The sequence below is a fragment of the Rhizobium croatiense genome (assembly GCF_019793465.1).
Classification (GTDB): Bacteria; Pseudomonadota; Alphaproteobacteria; order Rhizobiales; family Rhizobiaceae; genus Rhizobium; species Rhizobium croatiense.
Genome location: NZ_JAILYJ010000003.1, coordinates 237,681 through 257,841, shown reverse-complemented (window position 1 = coordinate 257,841; position 20,161 = coordinate 237,681). Strand labels below are relative to the sequence as shown.

The window sequence follows — 20,161 nt, the reverse complement described above, 5'->3', positions numbered from 1 at the left end:
ACCTTTTCCGGATATAGTGGCGTTACAAGCGTCACGACTCGGGGAAAGGGACCTCCATGCTGCCACTCTTCGACATGATGATGCAGGCGCAGAACGGTGCGGCGATGGAAGCAGTCGCCCGGCAGTTCAACCTGGCGCAGGAACAGGCGACCAAAGCCATGGCGGCGCTGATGCCGGCCTTTTCCGCCGGTCTGAAGCGCAGCACCAGCAATCCTTATGATTTCGTCGGGCTGATGCAGGCCGTCGCCTCCGGCAATTATGCACGCTATTTCGAGGATATGAGCCGCGCCTTCACGCCGGAGGGAATTTCCGACGGCAACAACATCCTTGCCCAGCTCTTCGGCTCGAAAGAGGTTTCGCGGGCGGTCGCCGCCCAGGCGGCGCAGATGACCGGGATCGGCCAGGATATCTACAAGCAGATGCTGCCCGTCTTGGCCGATACGCTGATGGGCGGTCTGTTCAAGCAGACGACCGGCCAGATGGCCTCGCCGGTCAACCCCTTTGTCAACACGGCGATGGGTGAGACCATTCAGAAATGGCTCGAAAGCACCGGCTTTGCGCCGAAACCGAAGGCCCCGGAACCCAACATCTTCGATAATCCCTTCACCCAGGCGATGCAGCTGATGTTTTCGATGCCGAGGCAGGAACCGGCGCCGCAGCCGAACCCCTTCCTCGACAATCCCTTCGCCAAGGCCTTTCAGGAAATGATGGCCGGGCTCGGCCAGCAGCCAGCAGGCAAACAACCGCCAGCAAAACAACCAGCGGGCAAACAACCGGCGGCCAAGTCGCCGGAGACGCAGAAGGATGATGCGAAAGCCAATGCCGAGAGCTATAGCGACGTGCTGAACGCCATGTTCGACAGTGGGCTTGAGGTGCAGAAGAGCTACCAGCGAAATCTCGAAGCGATCTTCGAAACCTACCGGCCGAAGCCCCCCGAAACCAAGGCATAAAAAAACCCGGCGATGGCTTGGGAAAAGCCGATCGCCGGGTCAAGCGGCAGGGCTATTGGCTATCACCCTGCGGGGAAACTCGACACTCCTACTCCTCGTGGGAGCGGAAGAGCTGCAGGCGCCAGCGATTGCGCGCCGAGCGCGTCAGATGTTCCGACGGGTCCTCGAAAAAGGTCGAGGCCAGGAAGGCGGAGGTCAGGTCGGCCCTGGTGAGGCCGATATCCCTCAGCTGACTGTCGTTCAGATCATGCAGCCCGTTGACCTCCATTCGATTGCGAAACCCGCGAAAGAGGGAGACCAGTGGAGCGAGGCCTGCCACCAGACGCTGGAAAAGCGTCGGGGTCAGCTTGCTGCAGTCGAGTTCTAGTGTTCGGTCTGTCGTGTGCATCGAACTCTCCTTTCTCGGGCACGCAACAACCCACCCCTCCCGCGAGGTCGTGCGAGAGGGGATAAGGCTGAATTCTGCTTGGACAGGCAGGGTGTCTGTCCTTCACTTTGCTTGATTTGCATCCCGAAGATGCCAAAGACCTATTGATCAGTCCAACGAATGTTTCTAATGATTATCATCAGCTATCTTTATGGGTGACACCATGTCCGCGCCTCTTGATCTCGACCAATTGCAGACTTTCATCGCCATCGTCGATTCCGGCAGCTTCACCAAGGCGGCCGACAAGGTCTACAAGACTCAATCGGCCGTCTCCATGCAGATGCGTCGCCTCGAAGAGCGCATCGGCAAGCAGCTCTTCATCAAGGACGGCCGCGGCAACCGGCTGACGGTCGAGGGCGAGAAGCTGCTCAACTACGCCCGGCGCATCATCCGCCTCAACAATGAAGCAATCGCCGCTTTTGACGACAACAGGCTGGAGGGTATGTTGCGCATCGGCACGCCGGACGACTATGCCGACCGCTATATGCCCGAGATCATCGGCCGCTTTGCCAAGACGCATCCGAACGTCGAGCTCTACATCGTCTGCGAGCCGTCGATGGACCTTGCCGAGCGCATGCACAAGGGTGAGCTCGATATCGCGCTTGTCACCCACAATCCGCGCGAGCGCATGTCCGACGTGGTGCGAACCGAACCGCTCTGCTGGGTCGGCTCGGCCAATCATCCGATCCGCGACGACGCGCCGGTGCCGCTTGCCGTCGGCCGCCGCGACTGCCAGTGGCGCCAGCTCGCCTGCTCGGCGCTCGATGCCGTGGGCCGTGAACACCAGATCCTGTTCACCAGCTGGTCCTGCACCGTCGTCGCCGCGGCCGTGCTTGCCGGCATGGCGGTCTCGGTGATGCCGGAATCGGCGCTGCGGACCGGCATGAAGGTGCTGAGCCAGGCGGACGGCTTTCCGGCGCTGCCGCCGGTGCAGATCGGCATCATGAAACGGCCGGGCGTTTCGATCTCGCTGATGAACGCGATCACCGCGCATATCACGGCCTGCCTCGACAACATCACGCCTGCTGTCATCGACGACGGTCTGGATGCGGACGTCAAATCCGCGCAGGCGCGCCTTTATCCGCGGCTGAAGGCCGCCAATATGGTGCCGAGCTGGTAGAGGCTCTCAGGCGGCGCGCGGCGCGGCCTCGGTAAAAAGGGAGGCGCGGATGACGCGTTTCCACTCGCCGAGCATGCGCCGCGCTATGGTCTCTTCGCTGATGGCGGCAAGCCGGATGACAGCGCCGATCAGATGGCTGAAAAGGTAAGTGCGGGCGAACATTTCCTCGTCGCAAAGGTCGGGGGCCAGCCTGCGCACGGCGTCGTGAAAAATGCCGGCGACACGGCCGCTATGCTCTATATTCAGCCGCAGCAGATCCTGATCGGTCTCCGTCCCCATCCAGACGCCGAGATAGACGGGATCGTCATGGTATGAATCATAGTACCAATCGATGATATCGCAGACGAGATCGAGCGCCTGGTCGAGCGACTGCACGTCGGAGAACATCGCCGCCGTCTTCGTCTGGATCGCTGAAGCGTGCTGATCGAACAGGGCTTTGACGATCGCCGCTTTCTCCGGGAAATACTGGTAAACGGAGCCGATCGGCACTTTGGCGGCGATCGCGAGCTCGGTCATCCGCATGGCGCTGACGCCCTTCTCGGCGATAATCCTGGCAGCGGCGGCGAGAATAAGATCCAGCCTCTGAATGCTGCGCTCCTGCTTCGGCTTCCTTCGCAAGCCGATGCGATCCATGCTTTCCACGCCCATGTCGTTCCCATTCTTATTGTTGCGCGCGGAAGCTTCTGCCACCAGCGCATCGAGCGGATATGACATGCAGGTCTTCATCAGGCGTAAACGGAAAGGCTCGCATTTTAACGACCGGCAAACGCGTCTGAAAATCGGGAGTGCAGCAGTTCCCACCGGTTGCGCCTCGCTAGAGAACCCTTGAAATAGTTGCGAAAATTCTCTTCGACGGGAAAACGCTGATGTCGCCACTCTTCGTTGCGGGGGGAATGACCGTCCAGAGATTTTAGAACTTCGCAGACAGCGTCGCCTTAACACCATGCTGCTGGGCGGCTTCCGCGATCTGGCCGGAATAGGCAATCCCGAGCGCAGCACCATCGTTGAGGGCGACGTCAAGGCCGGCGTCGAGAACGAAGGCGTTCTGCGCCAGCGGCACGCCGGCCACGGTGAAGGCATCGCCTCCTGCGAAAGCCTGCGTCGACAAGGGGACGATGTCGCCGGCGGCATGGCGCCAGCCTGACATGCCGTGCAGGGTGGCACTCGTCCCGCCGAGGCGAACCTCCATTTCGGCACGCAGGCCGAGCGTGGTGATGGTGGTGTTGGTCGTGCGGCCGGAGACGTCGAGTGCGGCCGCTCCGCCCTCTTCGGAAAAGCCCGCCGTTCGAATGCCCACATGGGCGAGATTGACGAAGGGCTCGAAGGAGGCCGCCGCCCTCTCGAACCGGTAGCCGAGCTCCGCAAAGCCCTGCAGCGTGCCGCCCCCATAGTTCGCGTCCAGCCTGTCCTCGAAGCTGCCGATCGCGACACGGCGGCTGGTTTCGATGTCATGCCACGCATAGGCGAGGCCGGAACGGAAGGCGAGGCCGCCCCAGTGCGTGCCGGCATAGAGGCCGAGATGATAATCGTCGCTCGAATCCGACGAAGCCCGGTGACGGGGATCGAACCGGGAATTGCCGTAGCCGGCCATCAGGCCGAACCTGACCTCGTCGAAACTGCTGTCGACACCGGCGAGAAACCCGCCCGTCTGATGGCGGAACGTGGCGGCATTGCCATCCGTGAATGCCTCGCTCAGCCCGCCAAAGGCCGTGCTCCAGAAAACCGGCCCGTCCGCAGTCTCGGCGGCGGTCGCTGCCGGAGCGCCGGGCCAGAAGGCTTGTATCGGAACCGCGCTCGCGACGGGATCGCCGAAAGCGGAGCGCAGACGTTCGTTGGCGGCCTCGCGAACAAACAGGCTCTGGGTGATCAACGCCGTCTTGATCGACGCATGGATTTCGCCGGAAAGCGCATCGAAGCTCGCCTGAACTTGCGACTCGTCGTCAGGCAGGGTGACGATCGCATCGTAGATGTCGTTGCCGGAGCCGAGGTTCTCGGCAGCCGCCGCCGTGGCAATCTGGTTGCTCGTCGCAGCCATGTCGGCGAAGCTCACATCATTGCGGGCAATTTCCAGGTAGACATTGTTCAAATCATAGGAGAGGTCGGCGGCCAGAAAGGCATAATTGGAGGTAACGGCGCCGAAGGTTCCGCTCACCCCGCCGCTCGCGGTCAGGATCGTATAGGTGGAGAACGGCCTGTACTCGCCATTCATTCCGATATGGGAAACGGTCGCGCCGTTGAGAAAGGCGGTGCCGGTAACCGAGATCAAATCGCTCGCGGTGCCGGCGGGATCGACCTCGACCTCATAAGTAGCGCCCGGATCGAAAGTGAGATTGCCGCCAACGGTCAAGGTTCCGATCGAATTGCCCGGCGCGATGGTGACGCCCGCCCCGGCGGTCAGCGCGCCGATATCGCCCGAGCCGCCCAGTCTGCCGCCCGTCATCGTCAGGATGCCGCCAAGGCTGCCATTGACGATCAGGCGGCCGTCCGAAACCGTGGCCGTCCCGGCAAAAGCCGAACTGTCGCCGGTCAGGCGCAAGGTGCCGCTGCCGGCCATCGTGAAGTCGCCGCTGCCGGAGAGTACGCCGCCATAGGTGCTGTCGCTCGCCTGATCGAGCGTGAGGTCGGCGCTGCCGAGCGCGATCTCGCCGCCGCTTCCCGAAAGCTCCCCCATGGTCAGGTCGAAGCCGCCGAGATCGAGTATGCCGCCATTGATGGCGTAACCGCCGTTCTGCACGAAAGCACCGGCACTGCCCGCCAGCAGCGTGCCCGCCTCGACCGTCGTCACGCCGGTATAGATGTTGGTGCCGGACAGCGTCAGCGTGCCCGTACCCTGCTTGGTCAGGCCGCCGACGCCTTGCAGATCCGTGGTTATGCCGACAGCAAAGCCGTTGGTGTCGATAAAGGCACCGCCCGAATTGGTCGTCACTTCGCCGGCGCTGAAGCCGCGCAGGAAATTCGCCTCGTTGCCCGTTGCCCTCAGAATGCCGCCGTCGAAAACGAGGCTCGCACTGCCGCCGCCTCTCTCGACATAGCCGGTCTCCAGGACGCCGCGCCCGCTCCCGGCGCTTCCGGCAAGTTCGACAGTGCCGGTCGCGCCGGAATCATCAGCGATAACGACCTCGGACGCCGATACCACGCCGGCATCGTCGATGGTCACGCTGCCTGAACCGAATTGGCCGACGAACAGCGTTCCGGAACTGATCCAGCTCGAGCCTGCGCCGGTCACGCTGACCACACCGCTGCCGTTCGAACTGAAGCCGACATAACCGAAGCTGCCGGTGACAGAGCCACCATTGGAAATGGTCAGCGTTCCCGCGCCGGCCGCGCCGACCGAGACCTCGATGGAATTGCTCCACAGCGAGTTGGCGCCCGTAACGATGACCTCGCCAATGGCGCTGGAATCATTGCTGATATAGCCGGATGCACTGTTGACCGTTCCGCCATTCGAAATGATCAAAGTGCCGGTGCCGCTGTCGCCGATGGTGAGATCCTGGAAGTTCGTCCAGGTCGAACCTGTGCCGGTGACCGTTACCGTGCCGCTGGCGCCGGAGAAATAGCCGATATGGCCGAACTGATTGTCGACCACAGCGCCGTCCTCGATGGTCAGCGCGCCGGTGCCCTGATGGCCGACATAAAGGTCGTCGGAATTGCTCCAGCTCGAGCCTGAACCGGTGACCGTCACCGTACCGCCGGCGCCGGGATCGACGCCGAGCACGCCGGTATCATTGCTGACTGCGCCGCCGTTGCGGATGATGAGGGTCGCATCGTCGCCATTCTGATCGCCAATCACGAGATCGGTATTGATGGTCCAGGGACTCGGCTGCGTGCCCGGGCCGGTGCCGCCCGGATCGTTGCCGTCGACGATCTCCGTGTCGTTGCCGGTAACGACCTGCTGCGCCCATCCGGGCTCCGCTGCCAGCATCAGCGCCAGCGCCGCAGTGCTCGCCGAGCCCGCAAGTCGCAGCATGGCCATGCGATGGATCGCCGCCCCGCCTGTCCTCTCGTCCATCTTCGCTCGCAAACCGTCCCCGCCATCACTCGCTCGCGCAGAAATAGACGAATCAATTTAAATATTAGTAACCATGTTCCCGAAGTTATTCTTCGACGAGCGCCCGTGTCTTTCCGCACGCGCGAGGGATGCTGCAACATTTTGAATTTATGCATAATTTTGTTCTTGAATCGATTCCGATTCAGGGAGTTATGCCGTTGGTCACAGCGCGTTATCCGATTGCCATCCACCCGGCCAGCCAGACCCACATGGCGGCGAGCACGAGGTAACCGGCGGCGAAGATCGGGCTGCGGTAGCGCAGATCATTGCTGGTGACATGGATGACCGCATGCGCATAACGCAGGGCGACGAAGACCCAGGCGAGCGTGACGGCGACAAGATTGTCGGCCTCGGTGACATAGAGAAGAATGCAGCAGGCATAGAAGAGCACAGGCAGTTCGAACTGGTTGGCGAGACAGTTCTTGACGGCGAGACTTTCGGCCGGCTCGTCACGATTTTCGCGATAATCCGATTTCGCGATCCTGCCGGCGCGGACCATTTTCGCGCGCCGCTGCCCAAGAAGCGCATAGAGACCATAGACCAGGGCCACATGGGCAAGCAGTGGCCAGAAGATTTGATAGCCGGTCATATGCTCCCTCAAGTCCTTTCCGTTTCCGCATTCGTTGCGAGGAGTAGCCGAAAGGGAAGCAGGATGCCAGCGGCTGAGGCCGCGTCTCAGTCCTGGCGCGGCGACAGCCTGCGGACGATGGCAAGCCGGGCGAGGAGGACGAAGCAGATGGCGAGGCTTGCGAATTTCAGCCGCGTCATCCACGGCAGCAGATGCGCCGCAAGACCTGCGTTTCCGCCATCGCCGAAGGCGATCAGACTTGAGATATTCTCGCCGTAGTCGGCGATGCCGTAGAGGAGTGGCAGCAGATAGACCGCTCGGCCGACGAGCGGATGCAGCGATCGTCCGAACCAGGCGCCGACAGGGCCGAGCCTGAGGAAGGAAAGAAGCAAGAGCGCCGTCAGCAATGCCGGAAAGACCAGCTCCGGCCCGAAATACATGGCGCTGAGAAGCCTTGCCGCCGTCTCGTTGTCATCGAGCAGCGCCTGCATGTGAAAGACGGCGGACTCGTCGTAACCGGCGAAATAGGTGTCGAGCACCGCCTGGCCGGTTTCATGCTTGAAGGGAACGACGAAGCCGAAGGTCGTCCAGGCGAGCACGGCAAGGCAAAGAGCCGCGAGCAGCGCGATGATCCAGAGCGGAATCCCGCTGCCCGCCTTCATGGTCAGAGACCGGCGCCCGGATAGTTCGGGCTTTCCCGGGTGATCGTCACGTCATGTGCATGGCTTTCGCGAAGCCCGGCGCCGGAGATGCGCACGAAGGTGGCCCGCTCCTGGAAGTCCTTCAGATCCTTGCCGCCGACATAGCCCATGGCCGCCTTGAGGCCGCCGGCGAGCTGGTGGACGACGGCCGAGACCGGGCCCTTGTAGGGAACCTGGCCCTCGATGCCCTCAGGCACGAGCTTCAGTGTGTCGCGCACCTCCGCCTGGAAATAACGGTCGGCCGAGCCGCGGGCCATGGCGCCAACGGAGCCCATGCCGCGATAGGCCTTGAAGGAACGGCCCTGGTAGAGATAGACCTCGCCCGGGCTCTCATCGGTGCCGGCAAGCAGCGAGCCGATCATGACGGCGGAAGCGCCGGCGGCGATCGCCTTGGCAAGGTCGCCGGAAAATTTGATGCCGCCATCGGCGATGACGGGCACATCCTGATCCTGGGCGGCCTGAACCGCCGACATGATGGCGGCGAGCTGGGGAACGCCGACGCCGGCGACGATGCGCGTCGTGCAGATCGAGCCCGGGCCGATGCCGACCTTGACGGCATCCGCACCCGCATCGATCAGCGCTCTGGTGCCGTCATAGGTGGCGACGTTGCCGGCCATGATGCGTATCGAGTTGGACAGCTTCTTGACGCGGGTGACGGCATCCAGCACGCGCTGCGAGTGGCCGTGAGCGGTATCGACGACCAAGAGGTCGACGCCGGCCTCGATCAGCCGCTCGGCGCGCTCGAAGCCGTCATCGCCGACGCTGATGGCGGCGGCGGCGCGAAGCCTGCCTTGGGCATCCTTGGAGGCATTCGGGTTCAGCTGCGACTTCTCGATATCCTTGACGGTGATGAGGCCGACGCAGCGGCCTTCGGTGTCGACGACCAGCAGCTTTTCGATGCGATGCGAGTGAAGCAGGCGCTTGGCTTCCTGCTGATCGACGTTTTCCTTGACGGTGACCAGATTGTCCTTGGTCATCAGCTCGTGGATCTTCTGCTCCGGATCGGAGGCGAAGCGAACGTCGCGATTGGTCAGGATGCCGACGAGGCGGCCGGACTTCTCGACGACCGGGATGCCGGAGATGCCGTGCGACTTCATCAGGCCGAGCGCCTCGGCAAGCTTTGCATCCGGCCCGATGGTGACCGGATTGACGACCATGCCGCTTTCGAACTTCTTCACCTGGCGGACTTCTTCGGCCTGCTCGACCGGCGTCAGGTTGCGGTGGATGACGCCGAGGCCACCGGCCTGGGCCATGGCGATCGCCAGCCGGCTCTCGGTGACCGTGTCCATGGCCGAAGAGAGGATCGGGATGTTGAGATCGAAGTCGCGGGCGATGCGGGTCGCGATGTTCGTCTGCCCCGGCATGACTTCGGAGTGGCCGGGCTGCAGCAGCACGTCGTCGAAGGTGAGCGCGTCCGCGCCGGTTGCCGTTTCAATGATGCGGGCCATGGCCAAATTCCTTCAGTTAAGAAAATGCAACCCGTCCCGGAAACGAATCGTCCGCCCCGGCGGTGTGCATGAGTTGCTTGGAAGTTGGCGAGGGCTGGTAACACGTCTATGACAGGAAGGAAATAGCAAAAAGCCCGGCGTGTTCGCCGGGCTCGTCATGGGTGCCATGCACGAAGAGCAATTCCCGCGAAAAGCGGAACCGCTTGCGATCAGATATCGAACTGATAGGTCTTCGGCACGAAGCGATAGCCGCCTTCCTGCCGCTCGGCGAAACCGACCGCCGGGAACGGCATGTGATAGCCGAGGAAGGCGATCTTCTCGGCCGCGATCATGTCGAAAACCTTGCGGCGGGCGGCGGCCGCCTGCGCCTTGTCCATATCGAAGCGCACCTCCCAATCCGGCCGCAGCAGCGACAGGATATAGTGGTTGGCCGTATCGCCGGTCAGCACCAGGCGCTTTCCTTCCGATTCGACGTGGAACACCATGTGCCCAGGGCTGTGGCCGGCTGCCAGCATCGCGGTCATGCCCGGCGCGACGCTGGCGCCGTCCTTGATGAAGGTGGCTTTTTCGACGAGCGGCGTCACATTGGCAAGCACCGCCTTGTGGCCGCCCTCGGCCGGTGTGCCCTCGCGCGCGGTGTTCGACCAGAAATCATATTCGGCCTTACCGATGACATAACGGGCGTTCTTGAAGGCGGGCGCGCCGTCTTCCATCAGCCCGCCGATGTGATCGCCGTGCAGATGGGTCAGAGCCACCAGGGTCACGTCCTCGGGCGAATATCCCGCCAGCTTCAGGCCCTCGGCGAGCTTTCCGAGCCCGCGGGCGCGGCCGCCCGCGCCAAAGCCGGTGTCGACGAGAATGAGATCGGAACCGGTGTCGATAAGAACAGGCGCATAGCCGTTCAGGAGCTTGTCGGCCGGCAGGAAGTTGGCGGTCAGCAACGCCTGGACGGTTTCGGGATCCTGATTGGTGCCGTAGGTCTCATAAGGTTTTTCGGAGATATTGATCCCGTCCCTGACGACGGTGAACTTATAGGAACCGAGCTTGAACTGATTGATTTCGGGTAAAGGCGCTATATCCATACGACTGCTTGCTCCAGTGGCGGCCGCTTCGGCCTTCTCTCTCAAAATTGCCGGCGCCGCCAGCAGGCCGAGGCTTGCTGCAAAAAGCGTGCGCCGTGTCATTCGCGTTGAAATTGCCATATATCCATCCCCCATGACGCGTGCTTTGTCGCTGCGCGGCCGATGATACCCGCCGGATTTCTTGCCCCGGCCAGTAAAACATATGTCAATCTTGGTAGCGGACCTTGTCGGACAAGCCGTCTCACGCAGACGTGAAGCAAACATCGCATCGAACCGGATTTGAGCATTGGCAGCTCCCGGAACTCGGACTAAACAGCACGGGCCTTCCAGCTTCCATCCGCGCCCATCAAGGCTCCCGCCTATGAACCGCATCGTCCCGCTGATCCTCGCCGTCGCTCTCTTCATGGAACAGATGGACTCCACCGTGATCTCGACGGCGCTGCCGGCGATCGCCGCAGACCTCCATGTCGGGCCGATCACGCTGAAGCTGGCGCTGACCTCCTACATGGTGGCGCTTGCGGTGTTCATTCCGGTCAGCGGCTGGATGGCCGACAGGTTCGGCGCCAAGAAGATCTTTCGCCTCGCCATCTCCGTCTTCGTCATCGGCTCGATCTTCTGCGCCATCTCCTCCAACCTCGTCGAATTCGTCTTTGCCCGCTTCCTGCAGGGGATGGGCGGCGCGATGATGACGCCGGTCGGCCGTCTCGTGCTGGTGCGCACGACGCAGCGAAGCGATCTGGTCTCGGCCATGGCGCTGCTCACCATCCCGGCCCTTGTCGGCCCGCTCACCGGCCCGCCGCTCGGCGGCTTCATCACCACCTATTTCAGCTGGCACTGGATCTTCCTGATCAACGTGCCGGTCGGCATCATCGGCATCTGGCTGGCGACGATCTTCCTGCCGGAGGTGGAGGCGACAGCCCCGCCGAAGCTCGATTTCACCGGTTTCGTGCTGACCTCGCTTTCGGCCGCGGGCGTCGTCTTCGGCCTGTCGGTGGTCAGCCTGCCGGCCCTGCCGCCGATCATCGGCATCGCCGCCACCGGCATCGGCCTCCTCTGCGGCTTCCTCTATATCAGCCATGCGAAGCGCCATCCGGCGCCGATCCTCAACCTCGGCCTTTTCAAGAACCCGACATTCCGGGTCTCGACCACGGGAGGCAACCTCTTTCGCATCTGCGTCGGCGCCATGCCGTTCCTGACGCCGCTGATGCTGCAGCTCGGTTTCGGTCTGACGCCGTTCCAATCCGGCCTTATCACCTTTGCCGGCGCGATCGGCGCGATCACCACCAAGTTCATGGCAAAGCGCGTCTTCGCAGCCATAGGCTTCCGCACGACGCTGCTCGGCGCCGCCATGGTGACGACTGTCGTCACCGTCATTACCGGCCTGTTCACACCAGCAACGCCGCATCTCGTCATCATCGGCGTGCTGCTCATCGGCGGCTTCTCCCGCTCCTTCATGTTCACCGGCGTCAATGCGCTGGCCTTTGCCGATATCGACGATGCGCAAGCCAGCCAGGCGACCTCGATGAGCTCGGTGATGCAGCAGATCAGCCTGGCGCTCGGCGTCGCGGTCGCGGCCGCGATCCTGGAAAGCTCGATCTATATCAGGGGCGAGGCGCTGCAGGTGGCCGATTTCCACCTTGCCTTCTACATCATCGCCGGACTGACGGTGATTGCGACCATTCCCTTCATCAGGATGGACCGCAACGCCGGCGCGCTGGTTTCCGGTCACCGCTCAAGGCGCCTGACGGGACCGATCGATGCCGAACAGCAGGCCGTGAAATAAGCTTTCTATTCAGGGCTCTCGCAGACGGCAGAGAGCTTGTTGCCATCGAGATCGCGGACATAGGCGGCATAAAAATGGGCATGGTAGGGGCGCAGACCCGGCCCGCCTTCATCGGCAGCACCTGCCGCAATTGCCGCCGCATGGAAGGCATCGACGGCCGCCCGCGTTTCGGCCGTGAACGCGACCATGGCGCCATTGCCCGCAGTCGCCCGGCGGCGATTGAAGGGCGTCACCACCCAGAAGCGGCAGCGCGTATCGCCCGCGGCGGAATAGCCGATCTCCTCCTGCGAATAATGCTGGCGGCGATAGCCGAGCACGGGCAGAACGGCATCGTAAAAATGCCCTGCGCGGTCTAGGTCGTTGGTTCCGAGCGTGACGTAAAGAAGCATGGGATCGTCATCATCGGCCGGGATCGGCCCGAGATCAAGCTTGCTCTGCGTCAGCTTCCGCCTTGCGGCCTTTGAAGCCCTTGGCGAGCAGGAACATCTCGACCGATTCGGCGCGCGACGAGTTGGGCTTGACGTGGACGACCTGACGGAAATTCTGCTTCAACATGGCGAGCAGATCACGCTCGGTGCCGCCCTGGAAGGTCTTGGTGAGGAAATGCCCGCCCTCCCCCAGCACCTCGATGGCGAAATGGGCCGCTACCTCGCACAGATGCATGGTGCGCAGGTGGTCGGTGCGGTGGTGGCCGGTGGTCGGCGCTGCCATATCGGAGATGACGAGATCGGGCGTGCCGCCGACGGCCTCCATCAGCTTTTCCGGCGCGCTCGGATCAAGGAAGTCGAGCTGCAGGATCTTGACGCCGGGAAGCTGGGCCATTTCGAGGAAATCGATCGCCGCCACGCGGACATCCTCATCGGTCGAGCCGGTGACCTTGGCGGCGATTTGCGACCAGCTGCCGGGCGCCGCACCCAGATCGATGATCCGCTTGGCGCCGCGCAGGATGTGGTATTTCTCGTCGATCTCCAACAGCTTGAAGGCGGCGCGGGCGCGATAGCCTTCGAGCTGGGCGCGCTGCACATAGGGATCGTTGATGTGCCGCTGCAGCCACTGGCGGGAGGAGGCCTTCATCTTCTTGTTCTTGACGCGCTGGCCGAGCTTGCGGCCGGTGCGATTTCCCGCGATCGGTGCCTTGGTCATGCCCTTCCCCTCATTTCGTGCGCTGGCCGCGGCGATTGCGATTGCGCCGCCACACGCCGTCATCAGCCATCATGTCGGTGAGCAGCCCTTCCCTCAAGCCGCGATCGGCAACACGCATGCGCGGGCTCGGCCAGCGGCGGCGGATCGCCTCGAGGATGGCGCAGCCGGCGAGCACCAGATCGGCCCGGTCCGGCCCGATGCAGGGATTGGCCGCACGGCTGTCAAAATCCCAGGAGAGAAGTTTTGCCTGCATGGCGGAGACCTCATCATCCGACAGCCAGATGCCATCGACCTTGCGCCGGTCATAACGCGGCAGGTCGAGATGGACGCCGGCAAGCGTCGTCACCGTGCCCGACGTGCCGATCAGGTGGAAATCTCCGGTCTGGACAATTTCGATCTCCGGGCAATCGAAGCTCCCGAGCATGCCTTCGACCTCGCGCACCATGCCTTCGAAAAGCTCCGGCGTGACATCGCGCCCGCCGTGACGCTCCGACAGCGTCACGACGCCGACCGGCAACGACGTCCAATGGGTGATGTGATTGGCGAGCCGGCTGAAGCGATTGTCGCCGATGCGGATGACGGCGATCTCCGACGAGCCGCCGCCGATATCGAAGAGCACGACGGAGCGTGTCTCGCGGCCGACCAGCGAAGAGCAGCCGGAGACGGCAAGCCGCGCCTCGGTCTCCCGATCGATGATCTCAAGCTCGAGACCGGTTTCGGCAACGACGCGGCCAAGAAATTCCTCGCCATTGACCGCCTGGCGGCAAGCTTCGGTGGCGATCAGCCGCATGCGGCGGATTTCCCGATTCTTGAGCTTGGAGGCGCAGACCCTCAGCGCCTCGATCGCCCTTTCCATCGCCTCATCGGACAGACGGCCGCTCGCCGCCAGGCCTTCGCCGAGGCGGACGATGCGGGAAAAGGCATCGACGACGCGGAACTGGCCCGGACGGGTCGGCTGGGCAATGAGCAGACGGCAATTGTTGGTGCCGAGATCGAGAGCGGCATAAAGCTCTTCCGGCAAGGCATGCTCGGCTGCCGGGCGATCCCCCTGGTGCGCGTGGTTCTCCGGGCGGCCCTTGCGGCCGGCGCCGTTCTGCAACTCGCGCGGCACGGCGGCACGCGCCGTCTCCTCAGCCCGGTTTTCCTGCGGCTGGATATGGGAAGGCTTGGCCGATGTCAGCGGCCGCCCCTGCAGGCCGCGCTTGCCACGATGCTTGCGGCGGTTACGCCGGCTCGACGGCGAATCGCCGCTGTCCCGGGCGGCATTGGCTGCGACGCCCGTTTGTTCCATCGGCTGGGGTTGAAGCAAGCCCTCCTGCGAAGCGCCGTGGCCGCCGCGACGGCGCCGCTTTCGCTTGCGGGCCGGATGTCCGGCGGCATCTTCCATTGGGCGCGCTGGCTGCCCGGCATTGCCGGAGAGCTCATGCGAAGCGGGATGAGCGGCGCTGCGGGTTTGCCCGCCGCGCTTGCCCTTGCGACGCCTGGACTTCTTGCCGTCCTTGCGCCCTGCCGCCGACGCCCCGTCAAATTGCGGCTTCACGCCGCCTTCGGGGTCTTCCACGTTGTTTTTCCACCGCGCCGCGCAACTCCCTGAGGTATGCAGCAGGCGCTCATTCGATTTTTGCGTTGTCGCAAGAATATCAGCGCCCGCCAAAATCACCAAATTCTTTTTTGGCAGAGGGATTTGCGGAATAGTTTCAGCCCCGGCTGAGACGGCCGATTTTTTTCAAAACAGGTATTTGCAATCGGCGGGCTTTTGTTTATAAGCGCCGCACACCAGCCGAACCGCCTGCCGGTTCCTGCTGGGGAATAGTTCAATGGTAGAACAGCGGACTCTGACTCCGTCGATCTTGGTTCGAATCCAGGTTCCCCAGCCAATTCCCCCTAAATGCCCTTAATTCATTGATTTTCCAGTCGTGCCGGATCCCGTTTTGGCATCACTGGCGACCTGATGCCCAGAACAGCAATACAAGCCGAAGCCGGATGATATTGCTCCGATTTTTTCAAGTCCGATCTATACGGCCTTGCAGGATCATCTGCGCGGAAAAAGGCGCTAACCCGGCAAGCATGTCTTCCACGATTCTCTCTGCTATCTGACGATCCTGTTCGCCTATCTTGGGGCCGGACGTAAAGAGTTTGCGGGGTTGGCAGCTGACGACATTGCAGAGGACGATAAGGGCTACATCATCATCCTTTCGCACCAACGGGCTTCGACGGTTGAAAAACGTACAGTCACGGAGACTGCTGGCTGTGCCCGAAGAAATGGTTCGATTGAGCTTCATCGACTATTATCATGCCGTCAAGAAGTTGGGGTACGCGCCGCATCGTTCCGCGGCGTCGTGTGGGCCCGCTTTGCCGAGCTTCTCAGCCGATTAGGCCCATTTTTCGCAGCCGGTATTCTAGTTTGGCGCGGGTCAAGCCGAGACTTCGCGCGGCAGCCGAGACGTTGCCCCCGGCGCGCAGGAGGGCGTCTTCGTAAAGAGCGCTCTCGGCTGTAGCGAGATCCCCCGCAGAGGAAATCCGCGCCGGGATTGTGGCTGGGTCGGAAGTAGTCGGGCGTGACGGCTTTGCCGTCACCTTTCCTTCCCGACTAAGTGCTTGTGGGAAAACGGGCGAGACCTCGCCGGCTATGAAGAGATGCTGAACGTCGATCTGACCGCCTCGCTCCGCGCAAATAACACCCCGCTCCATCAGGTTCTGCAATTCCCGGATGTTGCCGGGGAAATCATAAGCCAGGAGCGCGTCCATCGCCCGGCGGGACAGGCCGGCGACATCTCGGCGATGGCGTTCACGGAACAGGCGTAGAAAGTGGTCGACGAGCAGCGGGATATCGTCACGCCGCTCTTTCAGCGGCGGAATGACGATCGGAAAGACGCAGAGACGGAAATAGAGGTCCTGACGGAAGCGACCGGCGCGCACCTCGTCGGCAAGATCGACGTTGGATGCGGCGATGACGCGGACATCGGCGGGGATGGTGCGCGTACCCCCGACCCGCTCGATCTGGCGCTCCTGGATCGCCCGCAGCAGCTTGCCCTGGGCGGCATAGCCGAGTGAAGCGATCTCATCGAGAAAGATGGTGCCGCCGGCGGCTCGCTCGAAGTAACCCGGCCGCGAAGCGACCGCTCCGGTGAAGGCGCCCTTTTCGACGCCGAACAGCTCCGACTCCACCAGACCCTCGGGTATCGCGGCGCAGTTGATCGGCACGAACGGTCCTCCGGTGCGGGCGCTCAGCCGATGGAGCTGTTGAGAGAAGATCTCCTTGCCGACGCCGGACTCGCCGATCAGCAGAACCGTCGCCTCAGTGTCGGCGACCTTCTCCACCATCAGCTTGGCGCGCAGAAAGCTGGCAGAAACGCCGACGATCTGGTCGTGGACGCGCCGCGTTTCGTCCTTGCCTGTCGGAGGGCACTCCGCCGCCGATTGGACGGGCTCGACCTTTAGCCGCGGGGGGCGCCGTGTACGCTTCCATTCGAGCCCGAGATAGGCCCGCTCCGGTGCATCTTCGCCCCACTCTTCGGCATTCCGGCCGACCACCACGCAGCGCGGCGCCCCCATCGCGACGCACTCGGTCTCCCGGAAAATGACCGGCCGTCCGAACAAGGTGCTGGTATAGCCGGTCGGATAGCCGCTCTGCATCCAGCATACCGGTTCGCTCGCAAGGCCATGATGGGCGATATGCTCGGCGGCTTCGGAGGAATCGTCCCACTGGAATTCGCCGAGATAGGTGCCTTTGACGCTGTCGAACTCGAAGTGCCTGGTCGTGACCTTCACGAAGCCCTCGAGTGTATGGACGCGCGGCCCTGCCGCCAATGCATGCGTCAGATCCTGGTTGGGGAAGCGCTTGCGAACGAGCTCGGCGTCGCGGACGCCCTGCATGTAGCCGACACGCATGAAGATGCCCTTGGCCGTCTCCACGCCAAAAGCCTCGATGATCTCCTGTCGCAGCCGACCAAGCACCTGCGACTGCATCAGCACCATGCGCTGGTCGTTGAGCCAGATACGGCCGTCGCCGAGGGCGAAATGCAGGGCTTCGGTGAGTTCGGTCAGGGTGGGCGACGCACCGGTCTCGAGCTCGCTGAAGGCGCCCTTCGAGAGCATCTTGCCCGTCGTCTTCGACACGTCGGCGAGGGAGATGAGCTGCGGGGGACGTTCGCTGTTGTGCATCCACGCGCCTTCATGAAAATCTGAAAATGATGAAATCTTGCATTATTTCCTGAAGAGGGCAAGTCCTCCTGGCGCCAGTGCCGGCCCACCATGCAAGCTGCAAAAATGCAATTGTTTCAGGGTCATCGACGGAAAATGACGGTGATGCAAGGATGGGCGCTGAAACTGGCACGCTCCTTGCGGTGCCTTGGCAGGCCGCCGGAGGATGCGGCCCGGAGGATTGCACCAGCGACAGCCCGGAAACGGGGCGAAATCACCCTCGCCTCGGGAGCGGCGAAGCCAGGTCTTCTTCCATCCAACTAGGCCGAGGAGGACTTCGACCAATGAACATGCATAACCGGAACTTTCTCGATGCGGGCCGCTGGACCGGCCGCGCCTTCATATCCGAATGGGCTGAAACACGCGGCGGCACGATCGACGTGACCAATCCCGCCAACGGCACTGTACTCGCCTCGGTCGGCTACGGCGGCCCGGAGGACGTCGCGCAAGCGGCAGGCGAAGCCCGTGCCGCCCAGAAGAGCTGGGCCAAGACGCTTCCGGTCGAACGCGCCAGGATCCTGAACAAAGCGGCCGATCTGCTCGAGGAAAACGGCGGCGAGCTCGCCCAGTGGATCATGAAGGAGTCTGGCTCCATCCACCCCAAGGCGATGATCGAGATTGAACACGGCGTCCTCTTCATCCGTCATGCGGCAATGCTCGCCATCACGCCGACGGGCATGTTCCTGCCCGGGATGGACGCGCGCGCCAACTATGCGCGTCGCGTACCGCACGGCGTCGTCGGCGTGATCTCGCCCTTCAACTTCCCGCTGGTGCTTTCGGTCCGATCGATTGCGGCAGCGCTGGCGCTCGGCAACGCCGTCGTCCATAAACCCGATCCGCGCACGCCGATCTCCGGCGGCATCATCATCGCCCGGATCTTCGAGGAAGCCGGTCTGCCAAAGGGCGTTCTCAACATCGTGCCTGGCGGCGCCGATGCTGGTGAGGCGCTGTGCAGCGACCCGAACGTGGCGATGATCTCCTTTACCGGGTCTGCCCGCGGCGGCGCCCGGGTCGGCGAGGTGTGCGGCCGTCACTTGAAGCGCGTCCAACTCGAACTCGGCGGCAAGAATGCGCTGATCATCCTCGACGATGCCGACCTCGACATCGCCGCCTCCAACGCCGCCTGGGGCGCCTTCCTGCACCAGGGCCAGATCTGCATGGCTACCGGCCTAGTGCTGGTCGATGAGAAGATCGAGCAGGCAATTACAGAGCGTCTCGTCGCGAAAGCGCTGCATCTGCCAGCGGGCGATCCCTCAAGCGACCAGGTCGCTCTCGGCCCGATCATTTCTGATGCGCAGGTCGCGAACATCCAGAGGATCGTTGACGATGCCGTCGCCAAGGGAGCCAGACTGCTCGCAGGCGGCACGCATGACGGCCGCTTTTATGCCGCGACCGTGCTTGCCGGCGTCCAGCCGGGCATGGTCGCCTTCGAAGAGGAAATCTTCGGACCCGTCGCCTGCATCGTCTCGTTCAAGACTGATGAGGGAGCGATAGAACTCGCCAACAGCTCCGAATACGGGCTGGCGGCCGGCGTGATTTCCGCCAATCTCGGTCGCGCCATGGCCGTCGGCGACCAGCTCAACGTCGGCCAGTTGCACATCAACGACCAGACGGTGAACGGCGGACCCTACGCCCCCTTCGGTGGCCGCGGCAAGTCGGGCAACGGCACGCGCGTCGGCGGCCCCGCCGACATCGAGGAATTCACCCAGTGGCAATGGGTGTCGGTGAAGGACAAGGCGACGCCCTATCCGTTTTGACCGAGCCCGAACGAACGCAGAATTAGAACACGCAAAGCCGTCCGCTCGGCACGCGTTGACTCTACATGGACAGGAACAAGGCATGACCCTTAACGGAAAAATCATCGTCATCACCGGCGCCTCTTCAGGGATTGGCGCCGAAGTCGCCCGCCTCGCCCGCTTCCACGGCGCCCGCGTCGTCGGCATCGACCGCAACGACCCGATGCTGACCCTCGACGGTTTCGTCAAGGCCGATCTCAGCGGTCCGGAGGCAATCGACGCGGCCGTGGCCCAACTGCCGGAGCAGATCGACGCTCTGGTCAATGCCGTAGGCGTTCCGGGGACTGTCGACCGCGACATCGTCGCCAAAGTCAACTATCTCGGCTTGCGCCACTTGACGGAAGCCATGGTGCATCGCATGCCGCGGGGCGCCTCGATCGTCAATTTCGCCTCCATTCTCGGCGCCGAATGGCCAAAGCGCGCCGAAGCCCACAAGGCCTTGGCAGCTACCGCCAGCTTCGCCGAAGGCCTGGCCTGGATCGAGGAGAATCCGGTCCAACAGGAAACCTGCTACCAGTATTTCAAAGAGGCGTTGATCGTCTGGTCGCACAAGCGCAGCTTCGAGCTCTTCATGCGCCACGACATTCGCATGAACTCTGTAGCCCCAGGCCCCGTGTTCACGCCGATCCTCGGGGATTTCATCACCATGCTCGGCCAGGAGCGCGTCGAACAGGACGCGGATCTGATGAAGCGTCCGGCTTTCGCCGACGAGATCGCGGGTCCTGTCCTCTTCCTCTGCTCGGACGACGCCCGTTGGGTCGTGGGCATTAACTTACCGATCGATGGCGGGCTTGCTGCCGTCTACAGTTGAACCGAAGACCGACGTGCAAGCAGGCATTTGAGAAGGCCACCTCGGTGGCCTCCTCATTGCTGTTCCTGCGCTGATCCCCGC

Annotated in this window: 16 protein-coding genes and 1 tRNA gene; 6 read left to right on the top strand and 11 right to left on the bottom strand. The window is 62.9% G+C overall.

The genetic code is table 11. From position 1 onward, the window contains the following. Positions 1–56 precede the first annotated feature (56 nt). The gene (locus tag K6M89_RS06860) at positions 57–950 is read left to right on the top strand and encodes a DUF937 domain-containing protein (protein ID WP_222138877.1); all 894 of its coding nucleotides are present in this window, start codon (positions 57–59) and stop codon (positions 948–950) included. 88 nt (positions 951–1,038) lie between these two features. On the opposite strand, the gene K6M89_RS06855 is transcribed toward K6M89_RS06860, so the two are convergent. Next, positions 1,039–1,338, bottom strand: coding sequence for a YjiS-like domain-containing protein (locus K6M89_RS06855; RefSeq protein ID WP_010032235.1), 300 nt, complete (start codon positions 1,336–1,338; stop codon positions 1,039–1,041). Positions 1,339–1,540: 202 nt separating this feature from the next. On the opposite strand from K6M89_RS06855, the gene K6M89_RS06850 reads away from it, so the two are divergent. Then, positions 1,541–2,497, top strand: coding sequence for a LysR substrate-binding domain-containing protein (locus K6M89_RS06850; protein WP_012482798.1), 957 nt, complete (start codon positions 1,541–1,543; stop codon positions 2,495–2,497). A gap of 6 nt (positions 2,498–2,503) precedes the next feature. Here K6M89_RS06850 and K6M89_RS06845 read toward each other — a convergent pair whose 3' ends face one another. From K6M89_RS06845 to K6M89_RS06820, 6 genes are all read right to left on the bottom strand, one after another. Further along, positions 2,504–3,145 carry a TetR family transcriptional regulator gene (locus K6M89_RS06845; RefSeq protein ID WP_097580109.1) on the bottom strand — a complete coding sequence of 214 codons (642 nt, stop codon included), beginning with the start codon at positions 3,143–3,145 and terminating at the stop codon, positions 2,504–2,506. 262 nt (positions 3,146–3,407) lie between these two features. After that, positions 3,408–6,506: an autotransporter outer membrane beta-barrel domain-containing protein gene (locus K6M89_RS06840; protein ID WP_222138876.1), complete on the bottom strand. Its 3,099-nt coding sequence runs from the start codon at positions 6,504–6,506 to the stop codon at positions 3,408–3,410. Positions 6,507–6,717: 211 nt separating this feature from the next. Continuing rightward, entirely contained in the window at positions 6,718–7,134 is a 417-nt protein-coding gene (locus tag K6M89_RS06835) for an MAPEG family protein (protein WP_097580078.1), read from the bottom strand. An 86-nt stretch (positions 7,135–7,220) separates the two neighbouring features. Then, entirely contained in the window at positions 7,221–7,775 is a 555-nt protein-coding gene (locus K6M89_RS06830; protein ID WP_097580079.1) for a hypothetical protein, read from the bottom strand. Positions 7,776–7,777: 2 nt separating this feature from the next. Then, positions 7,778–9,262, bottom strand: a complete 1,485-nt coding sequence (guaB, locus tag K6M89_RS06825) for an IMP dehydrogenase (protein WP_038687056.1) — start codon at positions 9,260–9,262, stop codon at positions 7,778–7,780. 209 nt (positions 9,263–9,471) lie between these two features. Continuing rightward, entirely contained in the window at positions 9,472–10,464 is a 993-nt protein-coding gene (locus tag K6M89_RS06820) for an MBL fold metallo-hydrolase (protein WP_222138875.1), read from the bottom strand. A 241-nt stretch (positions 10,465–10,705) separates the two neighbouring features. On the opposite strand from K6M89_RS06820, the gene K6M89_RS06815 reads away from it, so the two are divergent. After that, a complete protein-coding gene (locus K6M89_RS06815; protein ID WP_222138874.1) occupies positions 10,706–12,127 on the top strand; it encodes a DHA2 family efflux MFS transporter permease subunit in 1,422 nt (473 codons plus the stop codon). A gap of 5 nt (positions 12,128–12,132) precedes the next feature. Here K6M89_RS06815 and K6M89_RS06810 read toward each other — a convergent pair whose 3' ends face one another. Genes K6M89_RS06810 through K6M89_RS06800 form a run of 3 tightly spaced genes read right to left on the bottom strand, consistent with a single transcriptional unit; the run spans position 12,133 to position 14,831 of the window. Then, the gene (locus tag K6M89_RS06810) at positions 12,133–12,516 is read right to left on the bottom strand and encodes a VOC family protein (protein WP_222138873.1); all 384 of its coding nucleotides are present in this window, start codon (positions 12,514–12,516) and stop codon (positions 12,133–12,135) included. 34 nt (positions 12,517–12,550) lie between these two features. Beyond that, the gene (locus K6M89_RS06805; RefSeq protein WP_222138872.1) at positions 12,551–13,270 is read right to left on the bottom strand and encodes an RlmE family RNA methyltransferase; all 720 of its coding nucleotides are present in this window, start codon (positions 13,268–13,270) and stop codon (positions 12,551–12,553) included. A 10-nt stretch (positions 13,271–13,280) separates the two neighbouring features. Next, on the bottom strand, positions 13,281–14,831 hold the full coding sequence (locus K6M89_RS06800; protein WP_222138871.1) for a Ppx/GppA phosphatase family protein: 1,551 nt from the start codon (positions 14,829–14,831) through the stop codon (positions 13,281–13,283). A 242-nt stretch (positions 14,832–15,073) separates the two neighbouring features. On the opposite strand from K6M89_RS06800, the gene K6M89_RS06795 reads away from it, so the two are divergent. Further along, positions 15,074–15,147: transfer RNA gene (locus tag K6M89_RS06795), tRNA-Gln, on the top strand. A 487-nt stretch (positions 15,148–15,634) separates the two neighbouring features. On the opposite strand, the gene K6M89_RS06790 is transcribed toward K6M89_RS06795, so the two are convergent. Continuing rightward, the gene (locus K6M89_RS06790) at positions 15,635–17,434 is read right to left on the bottom strand and encodes a sigma-54-dependent Fis family transcriptional regulator (protein WP_222138870.1); all 1,800 of its coding nucleotides are present in this window, start codon (positions 17,432–17,434) and stop codon (positions 15,635–15,637) included. 323 nt (positions 17,435–17,757) lie between these two features. Here K6M89_RS06790 and K6M89_RS06785 point away from each other — a divergent pair, with 323 nt between their 5' ends. Then, positions 17,758–19,230, top strand: a complete 1,473-nt coding sequence (locus K6M89_RS06785; RefSeq protein WP_222138869.1) for a benzaldehyde dehydrogenase — start codon at positions 17,758–17,760, stop codon at positions 19,228–19,230. A gap of 82 nt (positions 19,231–19,312) precedes the next feature. Then, positions 19,313–20,080: a coniferyl-alcohol dehydrogenase gene (locus K6M89_RS06780; RefSeq protein ID WP_222138868.1), complete on the top strand. Its 768-nt coding sequence runs from the start codon at positions 19,313–19,315 to the stop codon at positions 20,078–20,080. Positions 20,081–20,161 lie beyond the last annotated feature (81 nt).

Bases quoted from the DNA above. Each gene is read 5' to 3' on its own strand.
- K6M89_RS06855 (WP_010032235.1), bottom strand. From the start codon at position 1,338: ATGCACACGACAGACCGAACACTAGAACTCGACTGCAGCAAGCTGACC.
- K6M89_RS06810 (WP_222138873.1), bottom strand. From the start codon at position 12,516: ATGCTTCTTTACGTCACGCTCGGAACCAACGACCTAGACCGCGCAGGG.
- K6M89_RS06820 (WP_222138875.1), bottom strand. From the start codon at position 10,464: ATGGCAATTTCAACGCGAATGACACGGCGCACGCTTTTTGCAGCAAGC.
- K6M89_RS06845 (WP_097580109.1), bottom strand. From the start codon at position 3,145: ATGGGCGTGGAAAGCATGGATCGCATCGGCTTGCGAAGGAAGCCGAAG.
- guaB (WP_038687056.1), bottom strand. From the start codon at position 9,262: ATGGCCCGCATCATTGAAACGGCAACCGGCGCGGACGCGCTCACCTTC.
- K6M89_RS06830 (WP_097580079.1), bottom strand. From the start codon at position 7,775: ATGAAGGCGGGCAGCGGGATTCCGCTCTGGATCATCGCGCTGCTCGCG.
- K6M89_RS06785 (WP_222138869.1), top strand. From the start codon at position 17,758: ATGAACATGCATAACCGGAACTTTCTCGATGCGGGCCGCTGGACCGGC.
- K6M89_RS06805 (WP_222138872.1), bottom strand. From the start codon at position 13,270: ATGACCAAGGCACCGATCGCGGGAAATCGCACCGGCCGCAAGCTCGGC.
- K6M89_RS06850 (WP_012482798.1), top strand. From the start codon at position 1,541: ATGTCCGCGCCTCTTGATCTCGACCAATTGCAGACTTTCATCGCCATC.
- K6M89_RS06860 (WP_222138877.1), top strand. From the start codon at position 57: ATGCTGCCACTCTTCGACATGATGATGCAGGCGCAGAACGGTGCGGCG.
- K6M89_RS06780 (WP_222138868.1), top strand. From the start codon at position 19,313: ATGACCCTTAACGGAAAAATCATCGTCATCACCGGCGCCTCTTCAGGG.
- K6M89_RS06790 (WP_222138870.1), bottom strand. From the start codon at position 17,434: ATGCACAACAGCGAACGTCCCCCGCAGCTCATCTCCCTCGCCGACGTG.
- K6M89_RS06840 (WP_222138876.1), bottom strand. From the start codon at position 6,506: ATGGACGAGAGGACAGGCGGGGCGGCGATCCATCGCATGGCCATGCTG.
- K6M89_RS06835 (WP_097580078.1), bottom strand. From the start codon at position 7,134: ATGACCGGCTATCAAATCTTCTGGCCACTGCTTGCCCATGTGGCCCTG.
- K6M89_RS06815 (WP_222138874.1), top strand. From the start codon at position 10,706: ATGAACCGCATCGTCCCGCTGATCCTCGCCGTCGCTCTCTTCATGGAA.